Source organism: Microbacterium sp. NPDC064978 (assembly GCF_044543605.1).
In the GTDB taxonomy this organism is placed as follows: domain Bacteria; phylum Actinomycetota; class Actinomycetes; order Actinomycetales; family Microbacteriaceae; genus Microbacterium; species Microbacterium meiriae.
This window is the reverse complement of sequence record NZ_JBITWF010000003.1, coordinates 36,424-63,016: the sequence shown is the minus strand read 5'-3', so window position 1 is coordinate 63,016 and position 26,593 is coordinate 36,424. Positions and strand designations below refer to the sequence as shown.

Here is a 26,593-nt window from a genome sequence, read left to right as displayed (position 1 = left end):
ACCGCACTCGGAGGCCGGGGTCAAGGACGTCGCCGGGGTGGGCGGGACGGACGACCCTGACCGCATGACCTCCGGAGCCATGCCCCACCTCGACCGGCGCCTGCTGCTGTCGGGCTTCCTGTTCGGCTGCGGGATCGCCGCCTCGATGATCGACCTCTTCGTCTTCCACCTGGTGCTGCACTGGCACCACTTCTACGATCTGTCGACCTCTGACGTGGCCCTCGTCTCGGACGGGTTCTTCCATGCGTTCGGCTGGTTCATCACGATCCTCGGCGTCTTCCTCCTCGCCGACGTCCGCCGTCGTGGCCCCGTGCGATGGACGCGCTGGACGGGCGCGGTGATCACCGGGGTCGGGTTCTTCCAGCTCTTCGACGGCGTGGTCGATCACAAGCTCCTCGGGATCCACCAGATCCGCTACGGCGTCGACCTCGTGCTCTACGACACCGTCTGGATCGTGTCGGCCGTCCTGTTGCTCGCTGCAGGGATCCTCGTGGTGTGGCGGACCCGCCCGGACCCGGCGCGGTGACGGCCATGCGCGAGGGTCACGACGGACACCACGGACCGCCCGAGACGCCGGGCATCGACACCGACGCCGTCGGAGGCGGGATCGATCTGCTCGCGCCGGTCGCGCTCGTCGCCCTCCTCGCCGCAGCCGTTCTCTATCTCGTCGGGTTGCGGCGGACCCGGGACCGCAGCCCCTGGCCCCGGCCGCGGACGGCCGCCTGGATGGCGGGTCTGCTCTGCGCCGGAGTCGGCATGGTCGGACCGTTCGCCGCCCTGGCCCACAGCAGCTTCCCGGTGCACATGGCCGGGCACGTGCTCGTGGGGATGCTGGCGCCACTCCTCCTCGTGCTCGGGCGGCCGGTCACGCTGGCCCTGCGCGCCCTCCCCGTCTCGCGGGCGCGCACTCTGTCCCGAGTGCTGCGCAGCGGCCCGATCCGGGTGCTCACGCATCCGGTGGTCGCCGGCGCCCTCAATGTCGGCGGTCTCTGGCTCCTCTACGCCACACCGCTGTTCCCCCTGATGCACGCCTCACCATGGCTGCATGCCGCCGTGCATCTTCACGTGCTGCTGACCGGATACCTGTTCACCGCGAGCATCGTGGGGCTCGATCCGGATCCGCACCGCGCGTCGGTCACCGTGCGGGCCGGGGTCCTCATCGTCTTCGTCGCCGCGCACTCGATCCTCGCCAAGTGGCTGTGGGCCCACCCGCCCGTCGGCGTCGACGTCGGGGACGCTCGGATCGGGGCGGAGCTGATGTTCTACGCCGGTGACGCGGTGGACGTGCTGCTCATCGTGCTGCTGCTCCGACAGTGGTTCGTGGCGACGCGACCGCGGGATTCGGCTCAGCCGCAGAACGAGGAGAGCCCGTCGTGGAGGCGTTCGATCGCCTCGACGGTCTCCGGAGCCTGAAGGTCGGTCATGCCGCCGAGCTGATCGGCGCCGGAGCGGATGAGGTCGCCGAGCTGTCCGTCCATGCCGTCGGCGACGCGGTCGAGCGTGGCGACGAGGTCGTCGCGAGCGGCGTCGAGCTGCTCCGCGGACACGTCGCCCTGCGCGAGCAGCGCCTGGTACTGGGCGTATGCGTCATCGATCGTCGCGCAGGTCTCCGCGACCGGTACTCCGAACGCGTCTCCGGCAGCCTGAGTGACCTGGGCGCACCCGGCCAGAAGTCCGGCGGCGAGCAGCAGGGGGACGATGGCGATTCGGCGCATGACCCGAGGGTAGCCGCGCCGCCTGGGGCGCGGCTGACCCTCGGGCGGTGCGGCGGTCAGCCGCCGGACGGGTTCTCGAGGGGCTTGCCCTCGTCGTCCGTCGTCTCGCGCTCGAGCACGTCGTCGGTGCTCTCGCCGCTGTCGTCGGGAGCGCCGCCGGAGGCCGTGTCGGCTTCCTCGTCGGCGCCGGGAGTGCCCTGCGTGTTCTGGGGGTCGCTCATGCTCTCCTCCTCTGTTCGTTCCGACGACCGTATGCGCGCCGGCCCCGGTGACGCAGGGGGTTGACCGGGGACACGGCGACGGCCACACTGCCGATGCGCCGGGGCGTCATCCCTGCGTCCAGAGCCGTTCGATCGGTACCGTCCGTCCGAGAATGCGCTCGGCCGCGCGATGCCCGGAGAACACGGCCGCCGGCACGGTCGCCGGGTCGTCGGTCCAGGTGGCTTCGCCCGCCAGGTGCAGCACGCCGCCGACCGGGGTGGCGAGGTCGTCGTGATCCGCGGTGGTCGACCCGACCGTCATGTACGCGTACGACCCGTGCGCGAACGGATCGTCCTGCCAGGCCGTACGATGCAGGCCGATCGGATCCGGGATCCCGTCCCCGTACAGCCGGCGGAGCTGGACCATGATCGAGGCGTGCACCTGGTCGTCGCTCCAGTCCCTCGTCGCCACGGCCGCGGGCCCGGCGGCGAAGGTGAGCAGGAGCGGCTCGTCGTGCAGCGCCGTGAGGTCGTACCAGGAGTGCCACCACCGTGCCTCGGGCCCCTGCTGCCGGAACGCGTAGACCCCGTCTTGCCAGAACCGGGTGGGGAACCGCAGGAAGACCTTCTCGAAGGCGTTCATGCGCAGCCGTCCCAATGCCTCGGCGTTGACGGGCGGCAGCGGAGGGACGATCTCCATGGTCCCGGACTGCAGCACGCCGACCGGGACCGTGACGACCGTCGTGTCGCCGGAGAAGTCCCCGCGCGAGGTCCGCGCCCAGACGCCGTCCTCGCTCCAGTCGACGCGGGTGACGATGTGCTCCAGCCGGACGTCCAGCCCTTCGGCGAGGCGCTCCGGGAGCACCCCGTACCCGTCCGGGAACACGACCTCGTCGCCCTCGATCGCGTCATCGTCGAGGCCATGCGCGGCGAGGTCCTCGATCCACGCCCCGTACTGCTCCTCGGCGCGATGCTCCAGGTATTCACGCACTCGCTGGGCGCGGTCCGCGCTCCACTGCCGGCGTGAGAGCACCTGGTCGGTGACGTCGCGGTAGGAGGCCTCGGGGCCGGAGGCGGCGATGACAGCCGGCAGCGCCTCGTCCACCGCGTGGACATCCGCGGCGAAGGCGCGCGCCTCCTCCGCCGAGAGCGGGCGACCGTCGGGACCGTGATACGCGATCGGCCGGCTGTCCACCTGGAACCCGCCGACGGTGAACTCCACGGTCCGCATGCCGAAGGCCTCGGCGGCGGCAGCCACCGGACTGCCGTCGACACCGTGGATCCACGAGGCGCCGAGATCGACGATGCCGTCGGTCCGGTCCGTATGCACCCGGCCGCCGACCCGGTCGCGCGCTTCGAGCACCACGACCGTCCGCCCCTCGCCCTGCAGCAGCCGCGCAGCGGTCAAGCCCGCCACGCCCGCGCCCACGATCACCGCGTCGACCTGCTCCATGCGCCCCTCCTCGCAGCCCCGCCGCACGGAGCCGTGCCCCGACGATAGCCCAGGCGGGCGGGCATCGACAGGGTGGCGGGGCCTCTGCGTCAGGCGGCGTGCTGGATGACCCCGAGCAGGGTGCCGTCAGGGTCGAAGAACTTCAGGAAGAGAGCGAAGCCGCCGTCGTCGAAGCTCACGACATCGACGCCCTCTGCCGCGAACCGCTCCGCGAGGGCGTGGATCTCGGTCGTGCGCAGGAAGAAGATCGGCCGCTCCTCCCCCGCCACCGTCAGCTTCATCGGCGCGTGCCCCGGCGCTTCCCAGAGCATGAGGTCCGGGCCACCCTCGGCCCGGAGCATGGCGCTCGTGCCGTAGTCGGTGAGGACGCGGAAGCCGAGCAGGCGCTGGTACCACGCGATGGACGCGGCCAGATCGGCGACGGGCAGCTGGATGTGGTCGAGTCCGGTGAGGACGGATGCCATGTGGGAAACCCTCCGTGGTCGTGTCCGTTCACCGTAGCGCTCCCCACCGACCACACCGCCGACCGGATGACAACCCCCTGGGCGATGGAGGCGGAACAGCGCACCCTGGGTCCATGAGCCACCACCCCGATGACATCAAGCAGCCCCTGGACCACCTCCCCCCGGCGGATGAGCGGGACAAGGCCGTCGAGATCGACGAGCCGCACTATCCGACGTCCGGCGCACCCGCCGACAGCCCGGACGTGACGCCGGAGACGGCGGCAGAGCCGGACAAGCCGAACCGCCACGGCGTAGACAAGCTTCCGCCCACGTCGCGCTGACCCGTTCCGCCCGTTCCTCAACTATTGTTGAGGTCTACGGAAGGGCGGCGGATGGAACCCGACGATCTCCTCCCGATCGGAGAGGTCACCCGACGCACGGGCGTCGCCCCCTCCGCGCTGCACTTCTACGAGCAGCTCGGTCTCATCGCCTCGACGCGCACGCCCGGCAACCAGCGGCGATATCGCCGACACATGCTGCGCCGGATCTCCATCATCGTCGTGGCCAAGCGCATCGGCATCCCGCTCAGCGAGGTGCAGGAGCTCTTCCAGACCCTGCCCGTGGACGCGCCGCCCTCGCACGGCGACTGGCGCCGCGTGGCCAAACGCTGGCGCGCCGAGCTCGAGGAGCGACGGACGCAGCTCGAGCATCTGCAGCGCGAGCTCGCGGGCTGCATCGGTTGCGGCTGCCTGTCCCTCAAGGCCTGCCGCCTGCTGAACCCCGAGGACGCCTTGGGCGAGAACGGTCCCGGCCCTCGCCGCATCTGACCGTTCGGCGCGCTCCGCCATTCAGTCCTCGGCGCCGGCGTTCCGCGGTCTCCGGGTGACACGACGGCGATAGGCGGCGGCCTTCGCGCGATCGCCGCATCCCGCCATTCCGCACCAGCGTCGCGTGCGACCACGGGACGCGTCGACGAACGGCCGGGTGCAGTCCTGTCCGTCGCAGAACCGCAGGCGGGGATCGGTGAGCGCGTTCTGTGCGGCGCGGGCGATGAGCGCCAGGACACCCTCGGCCGACCCGAAGGTGCGGATCCGGCCGTCGACGAGTTCCGGGACGGGGGTCGGACGAGACGCCAGGGAATTCACGAGAGCCACCGTCTCCTCATCGACCGGGGCGGCGGACGCCCGCGCACGCAGAGCGGGATACAGCGCTTCCCGCAGCGCGATCGCTCGACTGTAGTCCGCCGACGACACCTCCGGCGGCTCGGACACGGCCCCGCTGAGGGCGAACCACTCCGCGAGGGCGGCGGGTGTCGGCACGCGCTCGACGGCAACCGTGTCCCGCGAAGCGACGGTCGCGACGAAGTCGAGTGCCAGGTTTCCCGCGACGAATGCGAACTCCACATCACCACCTTGACGGGTGACGACTCCGAGCGCAAGACTTGTGCACCCCATCACCTGTCGAGGAGGTGACGACGAGGAGGGTGCGGTGACGGTACATAAAGGGACGCTCGGCCTCTACGTCCTCACGGCCACCCTCGTCCGAAGCGCCGATGCCGGTGCCGCGGTCGGTTTCGTGTTGCTGGCATCCGCAGCGCCGCTCCCACCCGAAGCCGCAGGGTTTCTCGTGGCGGCACTCACGGCTCCTCATCTCGCCGGCCCCTTCGTGGCTCCCCTGCTCGATCGTGCCCGGCGGCCGCTCCGGGTGCTCTTCCCCGCCTTCCTCATCTTCGGGCTGAGCATCGGCGCCGCGGCGATGGCGGTCACGGCCGGGTGGCTCCTCGCCGCGATCGCCCTGTCGACCGTCGCCGGCCTGTGCGGTCCCCTCCACACCGGGGGACTCAGCAGTCGCCTCGCCGAACTCGTCGGACATGACGACCGCCGGCAGCGCCGCGCTCAGGGCCTCGATGCGCTCACCTATGGTCTCGGAGCCGCCGGCGGACCTCTCGTCGTCACGGCCTCCGGGGCGCTCTCCCCCCTCATCGGCGTCCTCGCGATGGCCGCCGCTGCGATCGCCGGAGCCGTCGCGCTCCTCACCCTGCCGGTGGCCCGGTCGATGGGGAGCACACAGGGCGTCGCGACGGTCGGGAGCTCGTGGCGGAACGCGGCGCTGCTGCTCACCACCGGCCCGCTCCGCCGCGTCCTCATCAGCACCTCTCTCACCGCGATCGCGCTGGGGGCGATACCCATCCTGGCGCTGGCGGTGACCGCCACGCGTGAGCTCGGGGGTGCGCAGGTCGCCGGACTGCTGGCGACGGCGTTCGGCATCGGCACCCTCCTCGGCTCGCTCGTCGTCACCGCCGCACCCCTGCGGGGATCGCCGGAGCGTGCGGTCGCCGCGGCGACGGCCGTCGTCGCCGGCGCCCTGGCCTTGTGCGCCCTGGCCCCGACCGTCAGCCTCGCGGCCGCCGCGTTCGCGGTGACGGGTGCCGCGAGCGCCGTCCAATTCACCGCGAGCCTCGCTGCCAGGGTCGAGTACGCTGCGTCCGCCGCCCGCGCGCAGGTGTTCATGACGATGGCGGGCGTGAAGGTGGCGTGCTCCGCCGGCGGCGTCGCGCTCGCCGGCCTGGTCGCCCCCTCCGCTCCTTCGACCCTCCTCGTCGCGGCCGTCGGGGTCGTCGCCCTCGCCGCGGTCGCCACCGCAGCCGACCATCTCCTCAGCGTGGGGATGAACCGGCGACGACCTTCCGGCGCGATATCGGGCGACTCCCTGGACGAAGGTGGGGTGTTGCGAATCCGGGATAGGTGAGACCGTAGAGATATCCCCACCAGCGATCAGCGTGGTTGCGCCTCTTGGCAACGGGTTCCTGTGGTGATGGAACGAAGGATCCATCCAATGGGCAAGTTCATCTACGAGGGCGGTCCGAAGGTCGAGATCGAGGACCGCGCTCTCACACATATCCAGCTCGTCATGATGACGAAGCTCCGGCGCGGAGAGCCGATGCCGTTCTCGTGGAAGGAAGACGCCTCCGTCGGCGGCGGCCGGACGACAGTCTGGGTGCACGCGAACGCGAACATCGTGTTCAAGTTCTTCGGCAGCAGGCCCCCGGCCATCAACCGGCGGTGGGTGGACGCTCTGGCGTACACCGCGAACACGACGAACGGCCTGTACCTGGTGCCGGAGCCGACCGAGACGAGCAGTGCCTCCCGGCAGCTCGCGGACCTCACCGTCTGACACCGGCTCCGCCGACGCGGAGGTCGCAGGCCCGAGGACTCAGTCCTCGAGGTCGGCGTCCTCCGCTTCCGCTTTCTCCGCCTCCTCCTGGGCCTTCTCCGCCTCCTTCTCTGCGCGCTCCTGAGCCTTCTCGGCCTTCTTCTGCGCGTCCTCCTGAGCCTTCCGCTGCTCCTCGGCGGCCTTCTGCGTGGCCTTCTCCGCGGCCTCCTGAGCCTTCTCCGCCTTCTTGTCGGCCGGCACGCCGGGCGCGGGTTCCGGTGCCGCGGGCGGAGCCTCGGCCGGTGTCGACGGCTCTTCCCCGTCTTCCGGGACGGTCACGGGCACCACGACTGCCGGCGTGGGCGATGAACGAGGGCTCGGCTCGGTGTCGACAGGCGTCACCGCGGGATTCGGGTTGAGCGCCCCCGCCGCCCAGAGCGTTCCGGCGACGGTGAGCGCCACCGCGACCGCGACCGCGCCGGTCAGGAGCCCGCGGCGCCGCCGGACGCGCTGCGTGCGAGGGGCCCGGGCGCGGAGCATCGCCCCCTCGGCAGACGGACGAACGGGAAGCACGCGGGTCTGCGTCGGGGGCGCGGAGGGGCCGGTCGGTGTCCGATCCTCGAATGCTGCGGCGGCGATGGGGGCCGGCACCGGCGGGCGGGGCGGCAGCGAAGGATCCTGTGCGAGCGCGGACACCGCCGCGAAGACGCCGGCGGCACTCGGCCGGTCCTCGGGATCCGTGGCGGTCATCCGCTGCAGCAGCGCGGACCACGCCGGACCCACGGATTCCGGGATCGTGGGCGGCTCGATCAGGCGGGCCAGGGTGGCCCCGATCCCCTCCGCCTCGGCGAACGCGCGCTCTCCGGTGAGCGCTTCGCGCAGGACCAGCCCCAGTGCGTAGATGTCGGCGGCGGGCGCCGGCGCCGCGCCGTTCAACTGCTCCGGCGCCAGGTACGCCGCGGTCCCGATCACCGTCCCCGGAGACGTCAGCCGCGCCGCGTCCACGAGCACCGAGATCCCGAAGTCGGCGAGCTTCGCGCCCGATCGGCTCCCGGCGAGAGAGCGACCCGTGAGCAGGACGTTGGAGGGCTTGATGTCGCGGTGCACGATGCCCGCGCCGTGCACGACGTGCAGAGCCTCCGCCAGGTCGGCAGCCAGCGCCGCCACCTCGTCCGAAGGAAGCGGCCCCTGGGCGATCCGCGCCGCGAGGGTCGGCCCGTCGATGAACTCCATGACCAGGTACTCGGCCCGCCCGGGATGCAGCTGCGCGTCGTACAGCGTGACCAGCGCGGGATGGTTGAGTGAGGCGAGGACGGTCATCTCGCCACGAGCGCGCTCGGACGCGGCCCCCTCCTCCGTCTCCGCACGCAGCATCTTGATGGCCACTGTGCGCCCGAGCAGCGAGTCCTCGGCGCGGTACACCCGCGCCATCCCGCCCTGCCCGACGCACTCCCGGAGGTGGTAGCGACCATCGAGCAGCGCCTCCGTGGGAAGCGAGTCATCCGTCATCGTCGAGTCCTCCTGCCACGGCGTCGGGAGCGCCACGGCGAGGCCACTCTAAGAGCGTGGCCGGAGGTCGTCTCGGGCCTTGACAGCGGGGCGGTCGATCGGGAGGTCCTCGCCCGCGGGAGAATGGGACATATGCCCGCGCGTTCCCCTCAGCGACTGCTCCACTCCGTCCGCCGGCTGCTGCACACCGATCCGTCCACCGTCGCCCACACCGAGGCGATGCCCGTGATCGACGAGCACACCGTCCCGCGGGTCCTCGATCTCGCGACGCGCATCGGGGAGTCGATGTTCGCGGTCGGCGCCTCCGCCCACGAGGTCACGCTCGCGATCACCCGCGTGTGCGAGGCCTATGGACTCAAGGGCGTGCAGGTCGACGTGACCTACAACTCGATCACGGTCTCCTTCCACCTCAGCGGGGAGGTGTGGCCGGAGACCCTCGTCCGCGTGGTCCGCGTCGCCGCCCCGGACCACGCCAAGCTGCAGCGCGTGCAGGCGCTCGTGGCTGACATAGACGGCGGCCTGGACCTGGAATCCGCGCGCACCGCCTTCCGCGTCATCCGCCGCGTGCCCTTCCGCTATCAGCAGCCCGTGGTGATCGTCGCACGGGCGCTCCTCGCGGTCGGGGTGAGCATCATGCTCGGGGCCTCTCCGCTCATCGTGGGTCTCACGTTCGTCGCGGCCCTGGGGGCGGCGCTCACCCAGGCGGGCCTCGCCCGGCTGCGGGTGCCGCTGTTCTTCAGCCAGATCGCCGGGGGCCTCGTCACCACGGTCGTCGCGGTGGCGGTCTCGGCGCTCGGCAGCGCGGGGATCGAACCGTTCGTCGGCATCCGTCCGTCGATCATCGTCGCCTCGGGCATCGTGCTCATGCTCGCCGGGCTCACCGTGGTGGGCGCGGCGCAGGACGCCATCGACGGCTTCGCACTCACCGCCGGCGGGCGCATCCTCGACCTGACGATGCAGACGCTCGGCGTGGTGATCGGCATCCTCGTCGGGCTGGAGCTCGGTGGCGTGCTGGGCTTCACGATGGAGCTCCCGGACGACCCGGCGCCGTTCGGACCCCTGCTCAACCAGTTCGCGGGGGCCATCATCATCGCGGTCGCGGTGGCCGTGTTCAACGGCGCCGGGATCCGCATCATCCTCGTCAGCGCCCTGCTCAGCGCCGTCACCCTCGCCGGGTACGCGGGCACCGTCGCGCTCCAGCTGCACCCGGCCGCGGCGAGCGCGGTCGGAGCATTGCTGGCGAGCTTCATCGGCATGCTCATCGCACACAACCTGCACGTGCCCTCGGTCGCGGTGACGACGGCGGCGATCGTCCCGCTCGTCCCCGGCGTCGCGGTCTTCCAGGGCCTGCTCGAGGTCGTGCACGCGGCGGGCACCTCCACCGGGATGCTGACCGTGGGCGGATCGCTCATCGACGCCGCCGTGATCGGCATCGCCCTCGCCTCCGGCGCCTCCCTCGGGCTCTACCTCGGAACGCCGGTGCGGGCGACTCTCGCCGGGGTGGCGAAGACCAGGGCGCGCGTGCGCCGCTGACCCGACGGCGTCATCCCGTCGAGGAGTCGGCGGCGAGGTCGAGCACCCACTCGTTGACCGTGAGCTCGGCCCCGCGGAAGTCCTCCGTGATCGTTCCCCGGCGAGTGAACCCGCCGCGACGACACACGGCGTTCGACGCGGGGTTGTCGACCGCAGGGAACGCGAGCAGGAGCCGCCCGTCCCCCACTCGACCACGGAGCACGTCGACGAGCAGAGCGAGAGCGCGGGCGGCCACCCGCAGGCCCTGCGCGGCAGGCAGCACGAACCAGCCGGTCTCCCACGCGGGCTCGTCCTGCCACGTGATCCGCCACGCGCCGATCGAGCCGAGAGGCTGCCCCTCGTCGTCGATGATCGCGAACATCAGGGCCTCGCCGTCTGCGACGAGACGCAGGTACCTCTCGTGACGCGCCTGCACCTCCGCCGTGCTCTCCGGCCCGTTGAGGTGCACCGTCATCTCCGGGGTGTTCGCCGCCCGCAGGAGAGGGAGATCGTCGGCCGACCAGGGCCGGAGGCTCAGTGTGTCCACGCGCGCAGCCTTGCACGCCCCACCGACACCGGAGACGACGATGCGCCCGCCGCGGGCGGATCCACGGCGGGCGCATCAGTGGGCGGTCAGTGGCCGCCGAGGTCCCTGACCAGCTCGGCCTCGTCCTCCTTGGACAGCGAGGTCTGCACGACGGTGCCGTTGTACGGGGCGAGCGCCTCGGCGAACTTGTCCTCCGTGAGCTTGAGGGCGTAGATGACGACGGCCGACTTGCCGGCCGTCACGGTGGCCTTGACCCGGTCGCGGAACTCGGCGTCGATGCCGGTCTTGTCGAGACCGGAGAACAGGGCCCCGAGCAGGCCGCCGAACACCAGGCCGGCGACCGGGATGAAGAACAGGATGCCGATCAGCGCGCCGAACAGGGCACCAGACGCGACGCCCAGGCCGATCCTGCTCCCGGCGCCCGGGTACTCCACCTTCGTCTTGCCTTCCCCGTCGACCTTCACGAGCGCGAGGCCCGCGAGCTCGACGACGAGGTCGTCCTGCAGGGCCTGGACGCGGTTGTAGGCGCCCTCCGCGTCGCTCTCGGTGTCATAGGAGATGACGATCAGTTCAGCCATGGTTTCCTGCTTTCGGTTGCGGTCGGAGATGCTCTCCACGCGCGCAGAGGCACCGGTCTTCGCCACCGACCCTAGGCGCGCCCCTGGGGACACGACAGAGCGGCGAGCGATGTTCACCCTGGTGACTCCGCTCGGCGATGTCCGTGGCCTGGCCTACGGTCGCTGTCGTGCCCGAGTCCGTGCAGCAGTGGTGGGCGAGACGGCAGTTCTCGCGCGGACTCGACGTGCCCTATGCGGTCGGGACGTACCGGGCGGCGTGGGCGGCTTACCCCGAGCTCATCCGGCAGTACCACCCGGAGCTCAACCACGGCATCGTGCTCTCGCAGATCCCGCTGGCCGCCGATGTCCTGCTCTGCTGGGAGTGCGCCGTCGGGCACCTGTTCGCGGCGACGCCGACCGAGCAGCGCGAGCGTCCGGGGCGGGTCCGACGGCGCTCGTCCTGGTGTCCGGAGTGCGCGGCGCTGGCGCGGCCGCAGCCGGTGATCCTCGGAGAGGCGCGTGCGCTCCCCGCCCGTCCGAAGAAGCAGGCACCGGCGCTCTGCACCAAGACTCCTGCGCTGCCGACGGGAACCGCGTTCCTGAGCGCATGCGCTCCGAAGCCGGCCTCGGCGGCGGAGGGGAAGCTCCGGCAGGCACTGGCCGAACGGCTGGTGTTCCCCGACGAGCTCAACGCGATCAAGGTCGGGCGGCCCTTCTTCCGGCATACGGAGGTGTGGCCCGACATCCTGCTCCCCGAGCTGCGCATCGCGGTCGAGTACGACACGGTCGGCCGGCACGGGCTGGAGCACGTCGGCAAGCGGGAGGAGACGGACCGCCGGAAGGACCGCGCGGTCCGCAGCGCCGGATGGGAGGTCGTCCGGCTGCGCATGGGGAAGCTGGAGCCCCTGGGCCCGTTCGACCTTCCTCTCGCCTCCGTGGGCACCGCCGGGATCACCCGGCTCATCGACCGGCTCCGCGACATCCGCGGCGCCCTGATGGTCGACGCCTATCTGCGCTGAACCGCTTATCCCCTGCTCGAGGATCGACGCAACCCCCGTGCCGGAGGGTGCCGACGACGACAAGATGTCCTCATGAAACTCGTCTCCTACGCCGGCCAGCAGCTCCTCACCTCTGACGACGTCGCCGAGACGCTCCTCACCCTCGCGGCCGCGATCGCCAGCGAGGGCGAGTCCGAAGCGGTGGAGATCCCGATCCTCCTGGACGGGGAGAAGGACTGGGCCGATCTGCTCGTGGGTGTCGGCAACGATGTGCTCGTGAGCCCCCACCACACCGCGGACCCCGAACCCGACTTCGCGACGGAGGTCGACGAGCTGCGCGCGCATCGCCACTTCCCGAAGACCACGGGCGATTCGTCATCGCGCGGAGACATCGACATCCCCGCACTCTCCGACTTCGACATGGGGCACGGTCTCTGACCGCACCGCCGTGCGCGCGTCCCGGCGACGCGGATCTGCCTGCCGCACCCCGTCGAGGAGGGCGATCCCGTGGTCGGCCGCCGCGATCAGCCCGGCGTCGTGCGTGACGCAGATCACGGTCGTTCCGCACTCGGCCTCCTCGCGCAGCACGGCCCGGATCCGCTGGACCGATTCCGCATCCAGAGCGGTCGTCGGCTCGTCCAGCAGGAGGACCGCCCCGCCTGCCGCCAGCCCCTGAGCCAGCAGCACCCGCTGCTGCTGGCCACCGGAGAGCTCCACGAACGGACGACGCCCCAGAGCCTGCACGGCCGTGCGTTCCATCGCCGCCTCGACCGCGTGGCGCGCACGCTGATCCCGCCGCCGGAAGGCGCCGAGCCGCCCCCACGTGCCGACCTCCACGACATCTCGCGCCGTGAGCGGCAGGCCGGGAGGCACCACGGCGCGCTGCGGCACGAAGGCGATCCGGCCCGTCACGCTCCGCTGCCCTCGCGTCGGTGAACGCACGCCGGCGACGACCTCGAGAAGGGTCGACTTCCCGGCGCCGTTCGGGCCGGAGACGGCGACGACCTCTCCGACTCCGATCGACAGGGTGAGGTCGCGCAGCGCATCGCGCTCCCCGAACCGCACGGAGACACCGTCCAGGCACACGGAGGGGTCGGTGGTCGATGAGAGCGTCGTCATATCTCCAGTTTATGAATTTGATAATCATTCTCAACTACGCATAGGCTCGCGTTCCGTGACCTCCTCGTTCTCCGCCCTCCTCACCCCGTTCACGCTCGAGTTCTTCCAGCGCGGGCTCCTCGGCGGCGCGCTCGTCGCGGTCCTCTGCGGGGTCGTCGGCACCTGGGTCGTCGTCCGAGGGATGGCGTTCCTCGGTGAGGCACTGGCCCACGGGATGCTGCCCGGTGTCGCGCTGGCGACAGTGCTCGGGGCTCCCGTCCTCGTGGGCGGAGCGCTCAGCGCCGTCGCGATGAGCATCGGCATCGGCGCCTTGCAACGACGCGCCCGGCTCTCCTACGACACGAGCATCGGTCTGCTGTTCGTCGCGATGCTGGCTCTGGGCGTCATCATCATCTCCCACTCGGGGAGCTTCGCCACGGACGCGACGGCCATCCTGTTCGGCGACATCCTCGCCATCACCCGCGCCGATCTCCTCCTGCTCGCCGCAGCCGCGGCACTGGGAGTGATCGCCGCCACCCTCTGCCACCGACCGTTCGTCGCGCTGGCCCTCGACACCCGGATCGCGACGGTGCTCGGGCTCCGTCCGCGGTGGGCCCAGGCGGCCCTGGTCGGGCTGGTGACCCTCGCGGTCGTGGCGTCGTACCAGGCGGTCGGCTCGCTGCTCGTCGTCGGTCTGCTCCTCGCTCCGGCGGTCGCCGCCGCACAGTGGACGTCGCGGCTGCCCACGCGCATGGTCCTGGCTTCCGCGTTCGGGGTCGCCGCGGTCCTCGTCGGGCTCCTCGCGTCCTGGTACGCGGCCACCGCGGCCGGAGCGTCCGTCGCCGCCGCCGCGATCGGGCTCGCCGGCCTCTCCTGGGCGGCGCGGGCCGCCGTGCGCACACGGCATCCGTTCGCCGACCGGGCCGCCCATCCCGACCCTGCTCCCGCCTCCTGACCCGTCTCCGAAAGGTTCTCGTGCGCTCCCGCCTCCTGCCCCTCATCACTCTCGCCGCCCTCTCCCTCGCCCTCACCTCCTGCGCCGGTCCCGCGACGCAGAGCCCGGCCGCGCCCTCGACTCCCGCGGACGGGCACGGCGCGATCGCCGGAGCGGAAGAGGTCGCCGAACCGCAGCTCGGCCTCACGACCGTCGACGACGCGGGTCGGGTGACCCACCTCGACCTCCTGGATGAGAGCGTCACCGACATCGGTGCGGTCGCCGCCCCCGAGGGCATGGCCACCGACGGCCGGTACCTCTTCGCGGACACCGGCGACGGCGTCGAGGTCGTCGACAGCGGCGTCTGGACGTGGGACCACGTCGACCATTTCCACTACTACCGGGCGGAGCCCGCGCTGCTCGGCACGGTCGAGGGCGACGGCACGGCAACGGTCGCGACGACGAACAGCTCGACCACCGGCGGCACGGGGATCTCCTTCTCCGGATCCGGTGACGCGGTCCTCCTCGACACGGAGGCCCTGTCGAAGGGGGAGATCCGTGAGCTGTTCCGCATCGAGCGCACTCCCCACGAGGGTCTGGTGGTACCGGTCGGGTCGTTCGCCCTCGTGACCGAGGACGATGGTGAGGCGGGCGGCTCCGTCGTCGGCCACACGGCACACGGCGAGCGCACAGGGCTCCGGGAGAACTGCGTCGCGCCGAGCGGCACGATCACGACCAGGGTCGGAGCGGTGATCGGCTGCGCGGACGGTGCCCTGCTGGCTCAGGTCGAGGACGGCGCCGTCGTCGTCGACCGCATCCCCTACCCGGAGGACGCGCCGGCCGGAGCCGTGACGTCCTTCCACAATCGTGAGGGGCGCCCCACGGTCGCCGGCCTCGCCGGGCCCACCGACATCCGCATCCTCGACACCCGGGCCCGGGCCTGGACCCTCCTCACCGCTCCGGCCCCACTCGTGCAGGTGACAGCCGTCGGCGATGAGGACGACACCCTGCTCGCCCTCGCGGAGGACGGCCGTGTGCTCGTGCTCAGCGCGCTCGACGGGGCGGTGCGAGCGGAGACGGCGCCGCTGGTGGCGGAGTCGGTGGCGGGGGGAGCCACCCCGGTCCTCATCGCCGACCAGCACCGTGCCTACCTCAGCGGCCCGGCGGAGCACCGGCTGTTCGAGATCGACTACGCCGACGGCGCCCGCGTCGCGAGGACCTTCGACACGACCGACGCCCCGGCCTTCGTCGCCGAGACGGGGCGCTGACATGCGCTTCCTCCGCGTTCTCACCGCCACGGCGCTCGCCGCGTGCGCCGCTGCCACCCTGACCTCCTGCGCCACCCCTGCCGACACGCGACCGGTGGTCGTCGTCTCGACGAACATCCTGGGCGACGTGGTCGGCGAGCTCGTCGGGGGTCAGGCTCGCGTCGTCACCCTCATGAAGTCGAACGCGGACCCGCACTCGTTCGAGATCTCGGCGCAGGAGGCCGCCACGCTCCGGGACGCCGACCTCCTCGTCTCCAACGGGCTCGGGCTCGAGGAGGGCCTGCAGCAGCATCTCGACGCGGCCGTCGCCGCGGAGGTGCCGTCCTTCGTCGCCGGCGACGCGATCGAGGTGCTGGACTACCGCGACGGCGACGCCGCGGGAATGCCCGATGCGCACTTCTGGACCGACCCCGCGCGCATGATCGACGTCGTCGATGCCCTGGAGCCCGCCCTGGCCGCGCTCGACGGGATCGACGCCGACACCCTCGCCGCGGACGTCGCCGACTACCGCGAGGAGCTCACGACGCTCGACGCCGAGATGACCGCCGCATTCGCCCGGATCCCGGACGAACGCCGGGCGCTCGTGACCAACCATCACGTCTTCGGCTACCTCGCCGACCGCTTCGATTTCGAGGTCGTCGGCGCCGTGATCCCGGGCGGAACCACGCTCGCTGCACCCTCGGCCTCCGACCTCGCCGACCTCGTGGGCGCCGTGGAGGACACGGGCGTGCCCGCCGTCTTCGCGGAGTCCTCCTCCCCCGACCGCCTCGTCCAGGCGCTCGCCGAGGAGGCCGACGTCCACGTCGAGGTGATCGAGCTGTTCACCGAGTCGCTCACCGCGGAAGACGGCGGCGCCCCGGACTACCTGACCATGATGCGCGTCAACACCGAGCGCATCGCCTCCGGTCTCACCCGTTGAGACCACCCTCACAAGAAAGAAGCACCGCATGAAGACACTCCCCCTGCGCCGGGCGCTGGCCGGGGCCGTCGCCCTCGGCGCCGCCGTGACGCTCGCCGCCTGCTCGACCAGCCCCGGGTCCGGCTCCGCCGGGAGCGATGCCCCGGAGTCGGACCCCGGCCCCCGGGTGACCATCTCGTACGAGGGCGGCATCCTCGTCCTCGACGGGGAGACCCTCGACACCGTCGCCGACTTCGATTCGGAGCCGTTCACCCGCCTGAATCCGGCGGGCGACGGTCGCCACGTCATGGTGACGATGAGCGAGGGCTTCCAGGTACTCGACACCGGAGCCGGGTCGACCGATGACGCGGCGCTGACCGACACGGTGTTCGCGGCCGACACCCCCGGCCACGTGGTCCGTCACGGTGGCAAGACCATCCTCTACGCCGACGGCACGAGCGACACCACGATCTTCGACACCGCCGCCCTCGGCGACGACGGCCTCCCGGAAGTGGAGACCATCGACGGCGTCGAGGCGCACCACGGCGTCTCGGTGCTGCTGGAGGACGGCACGTTCCTCACCACGGTGGGCGATGCGGACGGTCGCAGCGGCATCGTGGTGCGCGATGCGGAGGGCACGGAGATCGCGGCGTCCGATCAGTGCCCCGGCGTCCACGGCGAAGGCACGGCGTCCGACGAGGTCGTCGTCTTCGGCTGCGAGGACGGCGCGCTCGTCTACAAGGACGGCGAGATCACCAAGCTCGCCGCCCCGGACCAGCCGTACGGCCGCATGGGCAACGCCTACGTGAGCGAGACGAGCCCGATCGTGGTGGGCGACTACAAGAACGATCCTGACGCCGAGGGGTACCTGCTCGACGCCGTCACGCTCATCGACACCGCGGCGATGACGTCCGAGGTCGTGTCCCTGCCGGAGGGAGCGGAGTACACCTTCCGCGACGTCGTGCGGGGGCCGGACGACCTGGCTTACATCCTCGGCGCCGACGGTGCCATCCATGTGCTCGACCCCGAGACCGGGGAGATCACCGACTCCTACCCCGTCATCGAGGCGTGGGAAGGGCCGGCCGAGTGGCAGGACCCGCACCCCGCCATCGTCGTCGCCGGTGACATCGCCTACGTGACCGAGCCCGCCGCGGACAGCGTGCACGCGGTGAACCTCACCACGGGCGAGGTGCTCGCGAGCACCGAGCTGGAGGTCACCCCGAACGAGATCGCGCCGGCGGCCGGCTGAGCCTCGGCGCTGCGGGTCCGTCCCGTTCCGGGGCGGACCCGCAGCATCGTGTCCCGTGCACGTTCCCGGCACGACCAGACGCGGAACCCTCAGGGCAGCAGGGTGAATCCCGACTCGTAGCTCGTGGCGCCGAGCGCGGCGAGGACGATCTGGAGGAACCCCATCGCCTCGAGCTCCCGAGCACGGGACAACGGACCGACGTCGACGGCGCGGAGCCCCGCATCCTCGATCAGCGACGCGACGGCGATCTTCGCCTCCGCGTAGTCACCGGCGAAGAGGACCGTCGTCCGCGTGGTGCCGTTGGTGCCGGTGACCAGGGTGTCGCCGAGGTTGACGTTGAACGCCTTGACGACCGCTGCCCCCTCGGGGAGCATCCGCGCGAGTTCCGCGGCGCTCGACGAATCGGACGGGACGGTCAGTTCGTCGTAGGTCGTGAAGTCGATGGGGTTGCTGATATCGATCACGACCTTGTCGCGCAGGCGCTCGCGATAGTGGTCGAGGATGCTCGGGTACGCCGCAGAGGGGACTGCGAGCACCACCAGGTCGCCCGTGAGGTCGTCGCCGAGCGCGGCATACGTGACGTCGGGGCGGTCGCCGGAGGAACTGGCGGTGCTCCGACGGACGATCTGGATACCCGCGCCGGCGCGCGCGGCGACGTCCGCGATCGCCGCGCTCATCCTCCCGCTGCCGATGATGCTGATCGAGGTCATGCGTACTGCTCCTTCCGGAAGCGGGCCAGCGCCCTCTCGGCGACCTTCCTCGCGTCGTAGTCGAAGACCGCGCTCCGGCGGAAGTCGCGCCCGACGCGCAGGTCGGTGTCGCGCTTCCGCCGGTCCGCGAACTCGTGCTGCGCGTCGAACATCCACCCCGCCCGCCGTGAGCCGTGCTGCAGGATCGCGGTCCGCTGCATGCGGACCGAGGTGTAGCGCCGGAACGCCTCCGGGATGTCGGCGACCGTGTCGGCGGCCTTCAGGAACACGGCGAGCGCCATGCTGTCCTCGATCGCCTGGTTCACGCCCTGGCCCTGGTGCGGCAGCATCGTGTGTGCGGCGTCGCCGAGCAGGGTCACCGCTCCGTGGGACCAGTTGCGGAGCGGCTCGTGGTCGAAGAGCCCCCACCAGAACGTCTTCTCGATCGCTCCCAGGAAGCGCTGGAGCCGGGTGTCCCACATCTCGCCGGCGAACTCGGCGCGGAGCTCGCTCACGTCGGCGGGGCCCGACCAGGGGCCGTGGAGCGGGCGGTCGCTGGGCACCCCGGCGACGAAGTTGAACAGGGTGCGCTGTTGCAGCGGGTAGCACATGAAGTGCCGCTGATCCCCCATCCACACCTGGCTGATCCGCGGCCAGTCCGCGGGCAGGTGGGAGGCGTCGACGACGCCCCGGTAGACGATGTAGCCGGAGTACACGGGCTCCGGATCGGGCACGATGCTGCGGCGCACCACGGAGTGGATGCCGTCCGCCCCGATGACCGCGTCGAAGAGGTCGGTCACCCCGTTCTCGAAGGTGACGCGGACGCCGGACTCCTCCGTGCGCAGGGAGGCCAGGCGGTGCCCGAGGCGGATGCTCTCCCCGTCGACCTCGCGCGCCAGGACCTCGATGAGATCCGGGCGGTACATCCCGATGTTCCGGTACTGCTTCGCGGAGTCCTCCCACGCCGCGTCGGTGACGAGCGCCCCACTCGCATCCAGGTAGACGCCGTGCCCGTCGGGGGTCGCCCCGGCCCGTCGCACCTGGTCGAGCACACCGAGGGCGTCCAGCACGCGCTGCGCGTTCGGGGCGACGGTCACGCCTGCTCCCACCTCGCCGAGCGCCGTCGCCTGCTCGAACACGGTGACCTGGACACCGGCGATCCGGGTGAGGGCGATCGCGGCCGTGAGCCCGCCCATCCCCCCGCCGATCACGGCGATCCTCGTCCTGCTGTCTACCATTGCCTCTCCTTCATCGAATGACGCACGAACAGGCGTCCTCTCACTTCGCGGCCAGCGCGGGCGCAGCCGGGCGCGACCGGAACATCGTGGCTCCCGTGGCCTGCTCGGCCTCGTGGTCCGGTCCCAGCGGAATCCCCGATCGATCCCGCAGACACAGCGTCGCGATGCCGCCGAGGAGCGAGGCCACCAGGAGGTAGGCCGACACGGCCACGGTCGTACCGGTCCTGTCGAGCAGCAGCTGGGCGATCATCGGTGCGAACGCACCACCCAGCACCGCGCCGATCGCGTAGGTGATCGAGACGCCCGAGAAGCGGATCGAGGCGGGGAAGATCTCGGAGTACCAGGCGGCCAGCGGTCCGTAGGTGAGGCCCAGTCCGGTCGAGATGAGGACGAGCGCGGTGTACAGCCCCGGGAGACCTCCGTGGTCGACCAGCCAGAACACGGGGAAGACGACGAGAGCCTGCAGGGCGAAACCGATCAGGAAGGTGCTCCGCCGCCCGATCACGTCGGAGAGGTACCCGGCGAGGAGCGTCGAGAAGAACCAGACGACGGCGGCCACCGACGCGGCGACGAGCACCGCCGTGGTGTCGAGGCTCTGCACGTTGATCGCATAGCTGTTGAGGAAGCCACCCGTCGTCATGTACCCGAGCGTGCCGTTGCCCGCGAACACGAGGGCGGCCAGGAGCACCAGATACCAGTGGCGCCGGAACAGGGTCACGATCGGCGCCTGGGACTGCCGTCCGCGGCGTGCGATCTCCGCGAAGACGGGGCTCTCCGACACGGAGCGCCGGATGACGAACCCGACGGCGATGAGCACGACGCTCACCAGGAACGGCACGCGCCAGCCCCACTCCAGGTACGCGGCACCCGGGGTGATGACGCCGGTCATGAGGGCCGTCACTCCGGAGGCGAGGAGGAAGCCGAGGGGCACCCCGAGCTGGGGCCACGACCCCGCGCGCCCTCGACGGTCGGCCGGGGCGTGCTCCACTGCCATCAGCACCGCACCTCCCCACTCACCGCCGGCCGAGAGACCCTGGAGGATCCGCAGCAGCAGCAGGAGGATCGGCGCGGCGATCCCGATCTGGGCGTACGTCGGCAGCAGACCGATGAGGGTGGTGGCCGCTCCCATCAGCACGAGGGTGAGGACGAGCATCGTGCGCCGCCCCAGGACGTCGCCGAAGTGCCCGGCCAGGAAGGCGCCGAGCGGACGGAAGAGGAAGGAGATGCCGACCGTGGCGAAGGAGAGCAGCAGGCCGATCTCCTTGCCGGCGGGTTGGAAGAAGAGCTGTGCGAAGACGAGCCCGGCGCTCGTCGCGTAGATGAAGAAGTCGTACCACTCGATGGTCGTGCCGATGATCGTCGCGAAGGCGATGCGGCGCTGCGAGCTGGCGTTGCCTGATGCGGAAGAGGAGGTCATGGTCGTCCCTAACGTCGTTGTCCCCCTCGCGAGCGAGGGGATCGGGATGTGTCCCTCTCATCGTGAGGGCGGGGACTCTGTACGTAAATCGCACTTCTTCGTGGTTATAGTTCAGGTGAGCGGAAGAAGAATCGAGGGGGAGCCGTCATGTCCGACGTGAGTATGAGGCAGCTCGAGCTGTTCGCCGCCCTGCCCAACTTCCCGACCCTCAGCGCCGCGGCAGCTCATCTGCACATCTCGGAATCGGCGCTGTCCCAGGCGGTGACGAGCCTGGAGCGGGCGGTCGGCGCCCAGCTCTGCGTGCGACGGAAGGCACGCGGCCTCACTCTGACGCCGACCGGTCAGCAGTTCGCCAAGCAGGCCCGTCGGATCGTCGCGGATGCTCAGGAGCTCGTCCTCGACGCGCGCCGCGGCACCGAGCTGCGCGGCCCGGTCACGCTCGGGTGCTACGCCAGCTTCGCGACCAGCGTGGTTCCGGAGCTGCTCGAAGGCTTCCCGAAGCGCCATCCGGGCGTGCAGCTCGAGATCATGATCGGCACGAACGAGGAACTCCTCGCGGCACTCGACGCGGGAGACCTCGATGTAGCGCTCGTGTACAACGTGTCCCTGCCCGCCGGATACCGTCGTCGGCGGATCTATGCCACCGAGCTCGAGGTCCACCTGCCGCCCGCGCACCCGCTGGCCGATGCGGCGACCCTGGACCTGCCGGACCTCGCCGACGAGCCCTACATCCAGTACGACGCCAGCCCGGGGACGCGCAACGTCATCGATGCCTTCACCGCGCGCGGACTCGAGCCCCGGATCGAGGCCCGCGTCAGCCAGCTCGCCCTCGTCGAAGCCCTCGTGGGCCGAGGCCTGGGCTACGGCCTCCTCATGTCCCGCCCCAACACCCTGCCCGTGAGCAGCGAGGGACGCCCGGTCGTGATCCGCCCCCTGGACCCCCCGGTGACGGTCTCCCACGTCGTGGGGATCTGGCCGGCGGACATGACCCTGACGTCGCGTGCCGATGCCCTCCTCGACTTCGCGGTGGAGAAGCTCGGCGACTACGGACGCGCGGACGTGCGGACACCGGATCCCTGATCCGTTCCTCGCCGTCGGCGACGGCGGGTCGCGATCAGCACGGCCCCGAGGAGCACGAGCAGACCACCGGCGCCTGCCATCACGACCGTCGCCGGCGCGAGCCCTGTCGTGGCCAGGTCGGAGGCCGCCCCGCCTTCCGACCCGGTCGCCGGGCCGGGGCCTCCGTCCGTTCCGGGATCCGGGTTCTCCGGTTCCGGTTCTGGTTCGGGCTCGGGCCCCGGGTCGTAGACGTTCGTGACCGTGCACACGGTGTCCATCCCGGCCGTGACCTCGACGACGTCGCCCTCCAGCGCTCCCCCGGTGCACGCCCAGCCGTCGCTGCGGTAGTCCGCTGTGGGCGCCCCCGCGACCGCCCGCTCCGAGAGCCGGAACGCACCGGCGCCGAGCGGAGCGAGGGTCACTGCGGTCTCTCCGGACGCCCCCTCGATGCGCGGACGCGGGAACTGCCCGCCGCCGATGGCGCGCAGGGTCCAGTCCGTGGCGTCGGCGGGCCCGGTCGGCGCCCCGGGGCCGACCCCGACGATGGCCTTCCGAAGCGTCAGGGTTCCGCCGACGAACGTGTTGGTCGCGGTGCAGATCGCGTCCTCCCCGAACCCCAGCGTCGCCGTGGTCCCGTCCCAGGCGGTGCCCGTGCAGGACCACTCGGCCTCGTAGCCGCTCGGGCCGTCCTCGGAGAAGATGTAGTCGCCCGGCGGAAGCTGCATGTCGGTGACGAACTCCGAGCCGCTGGGACCGGAGAGAGCCGCATTGCCCGGACCGCGGGCCTTCAGCTCGAAGTCCGCAGGCACTGCTCGGCCGCGCTCGCCGTTCACCACCTGCTTGACCAGCGTGAGGCTGGGCGTGATCGATGCGTTGGTGAGGATGCACACCACGTCCTTGGACGGAGGAACCTGGACGACGTCCCCGGACACGGACCCGCCCGAGCAGTTCCACCCGAGAGGGTCGTAGCCGGATGGGCCTCCCGTCTCGCCGAGGGTCCACGCGCCGGGGGCGACCGCCGCCTGCGTGACAGCCGGGGAGTTGGCGGGCCCCGACACCGTGGCGGCGCCGTCGGTCGCGGTCAGCGTCCAGGCCGAGGGCAGGGCCGGAGTGCCGAAGGCGGAGGCGACCTGCTTGCGCAGCGTCAGGGTCGACTCGGTCCATCGATTCGTGACGGTGCAGATCACACTCTCCAACGGCACGACCTCCACGGTGTCGCCCGTGCCGACCGGAGTGCCCTCGTCATCGACGCACGACCAGCCCTCGCTCGTATAGGAGCCCGCCTCCGGAGCGGTACTGGCCTCCGACAGGGTGAAGGTCCCCGGTGCCACCGCCGCGAAGCTGACCTTGCCCGAGCCGGAGGCGCCGCTGATGACGGTGTCGGCCGATCTCGCGGTGAGCTCCCAGTCCTGCGCGGTGAGCGGGCCGCCGCCCGCGTTCACGACGTTCTTCACCAGGGTGAGCTGGCCGACCTCGAGGGTGTTCGTGACCGTGCATGTCACGTCCGCTCCGGCGCCGACCGTCACGGTGTCGGTCGCCAGGGCGCCGCCCGTGCACGACCACGGGCCGGCCGCATACCCGGCGGGGCCATCCGCCTCGGCGAGCGCGTAGTCGCCGACCGGCACCGGGACGCGGGAGACGGCAGCGGATCCGGAGGCACCGGTGACCGTTTCCGGTCCTGCAGCCGTCAGGGTCCAGTCGGACGGCGGTTGGTCGCTGCCCACCACGTTCTTGACGAGGGTGAGCCAGCCGCCCGCGAAGGTGTTGGTGATGCGGCAGGTGATGTCGGAGCTTTCGCGCACGAAGAGGAGGCCGCCGTCGATGCCGCCGTCGCTCGTGGCGTCGACGCAGGTCCACGCGCCTCCGCTGTATCCGGCAGGGCCGCTCTCGGCGAGCGTGTAGGCGCCGGGGTCGATGGAGGCGTGGTCGACGGCGTCCGAGCCGGAGGGACCGGAGATCCGCTCGGGTCCGCTCGCGCTCAGCACGAAGTCCGACGGGGCGGCCAACGGGTATCCGGTGGCTGCCGGGTCGACGACCTCCTTGACGAGCGTCAGGTGGGGCAGATCCCCGGTGTTCGTGATCTGACAGGTCACCGCACCGCCGAGCGTCATCTCGAACTGGTCGCCGCTCACGGGGACCTCGGTGACCACTCCGGTCGTCAGATCCCGCCGCTCGCACGTCCACGGCCCCGGCACGTAGCTCCCCGGTCCGCCGAACTCGCTCAACGTGTAGACGCCGATCCGGGCGGGCTGGTTCTGCACTTCGGCCGAGCCTCCCACCCCCTCGATGGTCGACGGTCCCTGGGCTCGCAGCGTCCACTCCGACGGGGCCGCGCCGCCGCCCTGCACGTTCTTGACGAGCGTGAGTCTGCCCTGGATGGCGTTGTTCTGCACCGTGCACGTCATCGACTGGTTCGCGGTGATCGTGATCGTGCGTTCCGGCTCCGTCGTCATGTCGCCGTCGCAGTTCCAGGCGAAGAAGGCGTAACCGGCCACGCCGCCGGTCTCGAAGATGCGGTAGGTGCCCGGCGGGACGAGGCGCGACTGCATGCCGTTGAGGCCGTCGCCGGTGAAGGTCTCCCCCGTGGCCACGTTGACGGCGTGCATCGTCCACAGGGTCCGATCCCCCAGACTGGCCCCCGTGTCGAGGTTCTCGATCGCCTTGAAGAGCGAGAGCCGGGCAGTGGGCTCGGCGGCGACGGCGGGGAGTGCGCCGCCGAAACCGACCACGGCGGCCAGCAGCACGCCCAGAACGCCGAATCGGACTCTTCTCATGATCGAACGGCCCCCGCCTCGGGTGCGGATCCCACCCGTCACCTCACCGTAGGGGCGAGGACCTCGGCAGGGCAAGGGTCGCCGGCGGATCGGGAGGGGTGGGCTACGGTCGCCTCATGGCCGAGCCGTTCTTCACCATCGGGCACTCCACCCGCACGATCGATGAGTTCCTCGCGTTGGTGCAGGAGAGCCGTGTGGAGAGCGTCGTGGACGTGCGCCGCCTCCCCGGTTCGAAGCGGCATCCGCAGTTCGACCAGGACGCACTCGCGTCCTCCCTCCGCACCGCCGGGATCGCCTACCACCGTGCAGAGGGGCTGACGGGTCGCCGCCCCGTGAGCAGGGACGTGCCCTTCGAGACCAACGCGTGGTGGCAGAACCGCAGCTTCCACAACTACGCCGATCACGCCCTCTCCGCCGATTTCGGGCAGGCCCTGGACGAGCTCCGCGCCGAGGGCCGCGAGCGGCGCGTCACGGTGATGTGCTCGGAGAGCGTGTGGTGGCGGTGCCATCGACGGATCATCGCCGACCACCTCCTCGCGCGGGACGAAGTCGTCCGCCACATCCTCGGTCCCGGGCACGTCGATCCGGCCGAGCTCAGCGCCGGCGCGGTCGTCCGCGCGGACGGGACGGTCACCTACCCGGCCGCATGACCGCACGTCGGCACAGCATCCCCCTCGTCTCGTCTTCGCGCAACCCCCGTGCCGGAACACCTCTTCTCCTCATAGGACTGGATCGCGGGAGCAGTGCTCGCGCCGACGCCGAGGAGGAGCCATGTCGAAGGCAGCCACAGGACGAAGCGGATCCGCGTCCGCTCCATCGCCAGAGCACGACGAGAAGCCGGACAGCCCGACCGATCTGCAGAAGCGGTCGTGGAAGTACGTCCTGGTCAAGAGCGTCCGGGAGTTCTCCGCCGATCAGTGCATGGACGGCGCCGCGGCCCTCACGTACTACGCGGTGCTCTCGATCTTCCCCGCCATGATCGCCGTCTTCTCGCTGCTCGGCGTGTTCGGCCAGGGCGGGGCCGCCGCCGACGCCGTGCTCGGCATCATCGGCGACGTGGCACCGCCGGAGACCGCGGAAGCTCTCCGCGGTCCGATCGAGCAGATCTCCCAGGCTCCCGGCGCCGGCATCGCGCTCGTGACCGGGATCCTCCTCGCGCTGTGGTCGGCGTCGGGCTATGTCGGGGCGTTCAGCCGGGTGATGAACCGCATCTACGAGATCGAGGAGGGGCGGCCGTTCTGGAAGCTGCGCCCCATGCAGCTGCTCGTCACGCTCATCACCGTCGTCTCGCTGACCATCGTCGCCATCGTGCTCGTGCTCTCCGGAGATGTGGTGTCGGCGCTGGGCGACGCGATCGGCGCCGGCGAGGGCGTGCAGCTCGCGTGGAGCATCGCCAAGTGGCCGCTGCTGCTGTTCGTCGTCGTCTTCCTCGTCGCGATGCTCTACTACGCGACCCCGAACGCCAAGCAGCCCAAGTTCCGGTGGATCAGCATGGGTGCCCTCGTGGCGATCGTCGTGCTGGCCGTCGCCACCCTCGGCTTCGTGCTCTACGTCACCACCTTCTCCAACTACGAGCGCACCTACGGATCGATGGCGGGTGTCATCGTGTTCCTGCTGTGGCTGTGGATCGCGAACCTCGCCCTGCTGTTCGGCGCGGAGTTCGACGCGGAGCTGGAACGCGGCCGCCAGCTTCAGGCCGGGATCGCCGCCGAGCGCGACATCCAGCTCCCCGCACGCGACACTCGTCAGAGCGACAAGCGGGCGGAGAAGGAGCGGAAGGACATCGAGGAGGGACGGCGCATCCGCGTCGAGAACGACGACGACGGGTCGGAGCCGGAAGACCGGACGACCAGAGGACGATGACCCGGTCGGGCTATGGTGA

29 protein-coding genes are annotated in these 26,593 nt (G+C 71.1%); 16 read left to right on the top strand and 13 right to left on the bottom strand.

Translation table 11 applies throughout. From position 1 onward, the window contains the following. Positions 1-64: 64 nt before the first annotated feature. Together ACIGJI_RS10235 and ACIGJI_RS10230 are read left to right on the top strand one after the other, a co-directional pair. Positions 65-526, top strand: a complete 462-nt coding sequence (locus tag ACIGJI_RS10235; protein ID WP_363446613.1) for a DUF2243 domain-containing protein — start codon at positions 65-67, stop codon at positions 524-526. Then, the gene (locus ACIGJI_RS10230; protein ID WP_363446611.1) at positions 496-1,413 is read left to right on the top strand and encodes a cytochrome c oxidase assembly protein; all 918 of its coding nucleotides are present in this window, start codon (positions 496-498) and stop codon (positions 1,411-1,413) included. Before ACIGJI_RS10235 ends, ACIGJI_RS10230 begins: the two co-directional genes overlap by 31 nt. On the opposite strand, the gene ACIGJI_RS10225 is transcribed toward ACIGJI_RS10230, so the two are convergent. The 4 genes from ACIGJI_RS10225 to ACIGJI_RS10210 all read right to left on the bottom strand — a co-directional run bounded on the left by ACIGJI_RS10225 (position 1,347) and on the right by ACIGJI_RS10210 (position 3,832). Further along, positions 1,347-1,715 carry a hypothetical protein gene (locus ACIGJI_RS10225; protein WP_292797286.1) on the bottom strand — a complete coding sequence of 123 codons (369 nt, stop codon included), beginning with the start codon at positions 1,713-1,715 and terminating at the stop codon, positions 1,347-1,349. The genes ACIGJI_RS10230 and ACIGJI_RS10225 overlap by 67 nt on opposite strands. A gap of 56 nt (positions 1,716-1,771) precedes the next feature. After that, positions 1,772-1,936, bottom strand: coding sequence for a hypothetical protein (locus ACIGJI_RS10220; protein ID WP_164498166.1), 165 nt, complete (start codon positions 1,934-1,936; stop codon positions 1,772-1,774). Positions 1,937-2,042: 106 nt separating this feature from the next. Further along, positions 2,043-3,368: an NAD(P)/FAD-dependent oxidoreductase gene (locus tag ACIGJI_RS10215; RefSeq protein ID WP_363446609.1), complete on the bottom strand. Its 1,326-nt coding sequence runs from the start codon at positions 3,366-3,368 to the stop codon at positions 2,043-2,045. Positions 3,369-3,457: 89 nt separating this feature from the next. Then, on the bottom strand, positions 3,458-3,832 hold the full coding sequence (locus tag ACIGJI_RS10210; protein ID WP_292797281.1) for a VOC family protein: 375 nt from the start codon (positions 3,830-3,832) through the stop codon (positions 3,458-3,460). A gap of 113 nt (positions 3,833-3,945) precedes the next feature. Between ACIGJI_RS10210 and ACIGJI_RS10205 the strand changes: the two genes are divergently transcribed. Further along, positions 3,946-4,152, top strand: a complete 207-nt coding sequence (locus ACIGJI_RS10205) for a hypothetical protein (protein WP_025102541.1) — start codon at positions 3,946-3,948, stop codon at positions 4,150-4,152. 51 nt (positions 4,153-4,203) lie between these two features. Further along, positions 4,204-4,638, top strand: a complete 435-nt coding sequence (soxR, locus tag ACIGJI_RS10200) for a redox-sensitive transcriptional activator SoxR (protein ID WP_060922707.1) — start codon at positions 4,204-4,206, stop codon at positions 4,636-4,638. Positions 4,639-4,659: 21 nt separating this feature from the next. On the opposite strand, the gene ACIGJI_RS10195 is transcribed toward soxR, so the two are convergent. After that, complete coding sequence (locus ACIGJI_RS10195) at positions 4,660-5,214, bottom strand: CGNR zinc finger domain-containing protein (protein ID WP_363446607.1); 555 nt, start codon at positions 5,212-5,214, stop codon at positions 4,660-4,662. An 85-nt stretch (positions 5,215-5,299) separates the two neighbouring features. On the opposite strand from ACIGJI_RS10195, the gene ACIGJI_RS10190 reads away from it, so the two are divergent. Both ACIGJI_RS10190 and ACIGJI_RS10185 read left to right on the top strand, forming a co-directional pair. Further along, on the top strand, positions 5,300-6,559 hold the full coding sequence (locus tag ACIGJI_RS10190; RefSeq protein WP_363446605.1) for an MFS transporter: 1,260 nt from the start codon (positions 5,300-5,302) through the stop codon (positions 6,557-6,559). A gap of 87 nt (positions 6,560-6,646) precedes the next feature. Further along, positions 6,647-6,985 (top strand): ATP-dependent DNA ligase, encoded by a 339-nt coding sequence (locus ACIGJI_RS10185; protein ID WP_187662378.1) that lies wholly within the window; start codon positions 6,647-6,649, stop codon positions 6,983-6,985. 39 nt (positions 6,986-7,024) lie between these two features. On the opposite strand, the gene ACIGJI_RS10180 is transcribed toward ACIGJI_RS10185, so the two are convergent. Beyond that, positions 7,025-8,473, bottom strand: coding sequence for a protein kinase (locus tag ACIGJI_RS10180; protein WP_363446602.1), 1,449 nt, complete (start codon positions 8,471-8,473; stop codon positions 7,025-7,027). 132 nt (positions 8,474-8,605) lie between these two features. Between ACIGJI_RS10180 and ACIGJI_RS10175 the strand changes: the two genes are divergently transcribed. Further along, positions 8,606-10,006: a threonine/serine exporter ThrE family protein gene (locus ACIGJI_RS10175; RefSeq protein WP_187662380.1), complete on the top strand. Its 1,401-nt coding sequence runs from the start codon at positions 8,606-8,608 to the stop codon at positions 10,004-10,006. 10 nt (positions 10,007-10,016) lie between these two features. Here the strand turns inward: ACIGJI_RS10175 and ACIGJI_RS10170 are convergent, their stop codons facing one another. Together ACIGJI_RS10170 and ACIGJI_RS10165 are read right to left on the bottom strand one after the other, a co-directional pair. Beyond that, entirely contained in the window at positions 10,017-10,532 is a 516-nt protein-coding gene (locus tag ACIGJI_RS10170; RefSeq protein WP_363446599.1) for a GNAT family N-acetyltransferase, read from the bottom strand. Between the two features lie 86 nt (positions 10,533-10,618). Continuing rightward, entirely contained in the window at positions 10,619-11,110 is a 492-nt protein-coding gene (locus ACIGJI_RS10165; protein ID WP_187662382.1) for a DUF1269 domain-containing protein, read from the bottom strand. Positions 11,111-11,277: 167 nt separating this feature from the next. Here ACIGJI_RS10165 and ACIGJI_RS10160 point away from each other — a divergent pair, with 167 nt between their 5' ends. Then, a complete protein-coding gene (locus tag ACIGJI_RS10160) occupies positions 11,278-12,108 on the top strand; it encodes a hypothetical protein (RefSeq protein WP_363446597.1) in 831 nt (276 codons plus the stop codon). A 72-nt stretch (positions 12,109-12,180) separates the two neighbouring features. Continuing rightward, positions 12,181-12,525 carry a hypothetical protein gene (locus tag ACIGJI_RS10155; RefSeq protein WP_187662384.1) on the top strand — a complete coding sequence of 115 codons (345 nt, stop codon included), beginning with the start codon at positions 12,181-12,183 and terminating at the stop codon, positions 12,523-12,525. On the opposite strand, the gene ACIGJI_RS10150 is transcribed toward ACIGJI_RS10155, so the two are convergent. Then, positions 12,463-13,206, bottom strand: a complete 744-nt coding sequence (locus ACIGJI_RS10150) for a metal ABC transporter ATP-binding protein (protein ID WP_363446595.1) — start codon at positions 13,204-13,206, stop codon at positions 12,463-12,465. The two genes, ACIGJI_RS10155 and ACIGJI_RS10150, sit on opposite strands and share 63 nt — an antisense overlap. A 55-nt stretch (positions 13,207-13,261) precedes the next feature. Between ACIGJI_RS10150 and aztB the strand changes: the two genes are divergently transcribed. The 4 genes from aztB to aztD are packed head-to-tail and all read left to right on the top strand — an operon-like array spanning position 13,262 to position 17,534. After that, positions 13,262-14,140: a zinc ABC transporter permease AztB gene (aztB, locus tag ACIGJI_RS10145; RefSeq protein WP_363446593.1), complete on the top strand. Its 879-nt coding sequence runs from the start codon at positions 13,262-13,264 to the stop codon at positions 14,138-14,140. Positions 14,141-14,160: 20 nt separating this feature from the next. Then, the gene (locus ACIGJI_RS10140) at positions 14,161-15,387 is read left to right on the top strand and encodes an ABC transporter (protein WP_363446591.1); all 1,227 of its coding nucleotides are present in this window, start codon (positions 14,161-14,163) and stop codon (positions 15,385-15,387) included. Between the two features lies 1 nt (position 15,388). Beyond that, a complete protein-coding gene (aztC, locus tag ACIGJI_RS10135; protein ID WP_363446589.1) occupies positions 15,389-16,306 on the top strand; it encodes a zinc ABC transporter substrate-binding protein AztC in 918 nt (305 codons plus the stop codon). A 28-nt stretch (positions 16,307-16,334) separates the two neighbouring features. Continuing rightward, on the top strand, positions 16,335-17,534 hold the full coding sequence (aztD, locus tag ACIGJI_RS10130) for a zinc metallochaperone AztD (protein ID WP_363446587.1): 1,200 nt from the start codon (positions 16,335-16,337) through the stop codon (positions 17,532-17,534). Between the two features lie 89 nt (positions 17,535-17,623). Here the strand turns inward: aztD and ACIGJI_RS10125 are convergent, their stop codons facing one another. From ACIGJI_RS10125 to ACIGJI_RS10115, 3 genes are read right to left on the bottom strand one after another with little or no spacing between them, the layout of a single operon-like run. After that, on the bottom strand, positions 17,624-18,244 hold the full coding sequence (locus ACIGJI_RS10125) for an NADPH-dependent F420 reductase (RefSeq protein WP_187662390.1): 621 nt from the start codon (positions 18,242-18,244) through the stop codon (positions 17,624-17,626). Next, a complete protein-coding gene (locus tag ACIGJI_RS10120) occupies positions 18,241-19,461 on the bottom strand; it encodes an FAD-dependent monooxygenase (RefSeq protein WP_187662391.1) in 1,221 nt (406 codons plus the stop codon). The genes ACIGJI_RS10125 and ACIGJI_RS10120 overlap by 4 nt, the downstream gene beginning before the upstream one ends. A gap of 40 nt (positions 19,462-19,501) precedes the next feature. After that, a complete protein-coding gene (locus ACIGJI_RS10115) occupies positions 19,502-20,878 on the bottom strand; it encodes an MFS transporter (RefSeq protein WP_187662392.1) in 1,377 nt (458 codons plus the stop codon). A gap of 147 nt (positions 20,879-21,025) precedes the next feature. Here ACIGJI_RS10115 and ACIGJI_RS10110 point away from each other — a divergent pair, with 147 nt between their 5' ends. Next, on the top strand, positions 21,026-21,958 hold the full coding sequence (locus ACIGJI_RS10110) for a LysR family transcriptional regulator (RefSeq protein ID WP_363446585.1): 933 nt from the start codon (positions 21,026-21,028) through the stop codon (positions 21,956-21,958). Here the strand turns inward: ACIGJI_RS10110 and ACIGJI_RS10105 are convergent. Beyond that, complete coding sequence (locus ACIGJI_RS10105; protein ID WP_363446583.1) at positions 21,922-24,711, bottom strand: hypothetical protein; 2,790 nt, start codon at positions 24,709-24,711, stop codon at positions 21,922-21,924. The genes ACIGJI_RS10110 and ACIGJI_RS10105 overlap by 37 nt on opposite strands. A gap of 116 nt (positions 24,712-24,827) precedes the next feature. Between ACIGJI_RS10105 and ACIGJI_RS10100 the strand changes: the two genes are divergently transcribed. Further along, complete coding sequence (locus tag ACIGJI_RS10100; protein ID WP_187662395.1) at positions 24,828-25,361, top strand: DUF488 family protein; 534 nt, start codon at positions 24,828-24,830, stop codon at positions 25,359-25,361. 121 nt (positions 25,362-25,482) lie between these two features. Further along, positions 25,483-26,574, top strand: a complete 1,092-nt coding sequence (locus ACIGJI_RS10095) for a YihY/virulence factor BrkB family protein (protein ID WP_268776589.1) — start codon at positions 25,483-25,485, stop codon at positions 26,572-26,574. Positions 26,575-26,593 lie beyond the last annotated feature (19 nt).

What these genes read in the sequence shown, in the direction of transcription:
- ACIGJI_RS10155 (WP_187662384.1), top strand. Translation starts at nt 12,181, where the DNA reads ATGAAACTCGTCTCCTACGCCGGCCAGCAGCTCCTCACCTCTGACGAC.
- ACIGJI_RS10120 (WP_187662391.1), bottom strand. Translation starts at nt 19,461, where the DNA reads ATGGTAGACAGCAGGACGAGGATCGCCGTGATCGGCGGGGGGATGGGC.
- soxR (WP_060922707.1), top strand. Translation starts at nt 4,204, where the DNA reads ATGGAACCCGACGATCTCCTCCCGATCGGAGAGGTCACCCGACGCACG.
- ACIGJI_RS10225 (WP_292797286.1), bottom strand. Translation starts at nt 1,715, where the DNA reads ATGCGCCGAATCGCCATCGTCCCCCTGCTGCTCGCCGCCGGACTTCTG.
- ACIGJI_RS10125 (WP_187662390.1), bottom strand. Translation starts at nt 18,244, where the DNA reads ATGACCTCGATCAGCATCATCGGCAGCGGGAGGATGAGCGCGGCGATC.
- ACIGJI_RS10150 (WP_363446595.1), bottom strand. Translation starts at nt 13,206, where the DNA reads ATGACGACGCTCTCATCGACCACCGACCCCTCCGTGTGCCTGGACGGT.
- ACIGJI_RS10210 (WP_292797281.1), bottom strand. Translation starts at nt 3,832, where the DNA reads ATGGCATCCGTCCTCACCGGACTCGACCACATCCAGCTGCCCGTCGCC.
- ACIGJI_RS10215 (WP_363446609.1), bottom strand. Translation starts at nt 3,368, where the DNA reads ATGGAGCAGGTCGACGCGGTGATCGTGGGCGCGGGCGTGGCGGGCTTG.
- ACIGJI_RS10105 (WP_363446583.1), bottom strand. Translation starts at nt 24,711, where the DNA reads ATGAGAAGAGTCCGATTCGGCGTTCTGGGCGTGCTGCTGGCCGCCGTG.
- ACIGJI_RS10165 (WP_187662382.1), bottom strand. Translation starts at nt 11,110, where the DNA reads ATGGCTGAACTGATCGTCATCTCCTATGACACCGAGAGCGACGCGGAG.
- ACIGJI_RS10180 (WP_363446602.1), bottom strand. Translation starts at nt 8,473, where the DNA reads ATGACGGATGACTCGCTTCCCACGGAGGCGCTGCTCGATGGTCGCTAC.
- aztC (WP_363446589.1), top strand. Translation starts at nt 15,389, where the DNA reads ATGCGCTTCCTCCGCGTTCTCACCGCCACGGCGCTCGCCGCGTGCGCC.
- ACIGJI_RS10095 (WP_268776589.1), top strand. Translation starts at nt 25,483, where the DNA reads ATGTCGAAGGCAGCCACAGGACGAAGCGGATCCGCGTCCGCTCCATCG.
- ACIGJI_RS10220 (WP_164498166.1), bottom strand. Translation starts at nt 1,936, where the DNA reads ATGAGCGACCCCCAGAACACGCAGGGCACTCCCGGCGCCGACGAGGAA.
- aztD (WP_363446587.1), top strand. Translation starts at nt 16,335, where the DNA reads ATGAAGACACTCCCCCTGCGCCGGGCGCTGGCCGGGGCCGTCGCCCTC.
- ACIGJI_RS10235 (WP_363446613.1), top strand. Translation starts at nt 65, where the DNA reads ATGACCTCCGGAGCCATGCCCCACCTCGACCGGCGCCTGCTGCTGTCG.
- ACIGJI_RS10205 (WP_025102541.1), top strand. Translation starts at nt 3,946, where the DNA reads ATGAGCCACCACCCCGATGACATCAAGCAGCCCCTGGACCACCTCCCC.
- ACIGJI_RS10100 (WP_187662395.1), top strand. Translation starts at nt 24,828, where the DNA reads ATGGCCGAGCCGTTCTTCACCATCGGGCACTCCACCCGCACGATCGAT.
- ACIGJI_RS10175 (WP_187662380.1), top strand. Translation starts at nt 8,606, where the DNA reads ATGCCCGCGCGTTCCCCTCAGCGACTGCTCCACTCCGTCCGCCGGCTG.
- ACIGJI_RS10185 (WP_187662378.1), top strand. Translation starts at nt 6,647, where the DNA reads ATGGGCAAGTTCATCTACGAGGGCGGTCCGAAGGTCGAGATCGAGGAC.
- ACIGJI_RS10110 (WP_363446585.1), top strand. Translation starts at nt 21,026, where the DNA reads ATGTCCGACGTGAGTATGAGGCAGCTCGAGCTGTTCGCCGCCCTGCCC.
- ACIGJI_RS10115 (WP_187662392.1), bottom strand. Translation starts at nt 20,878, where the DNA reads ATGACCTCCTCTTCCGCATCAGGCAACGCCAGCTCGCAGCGCCGCATC.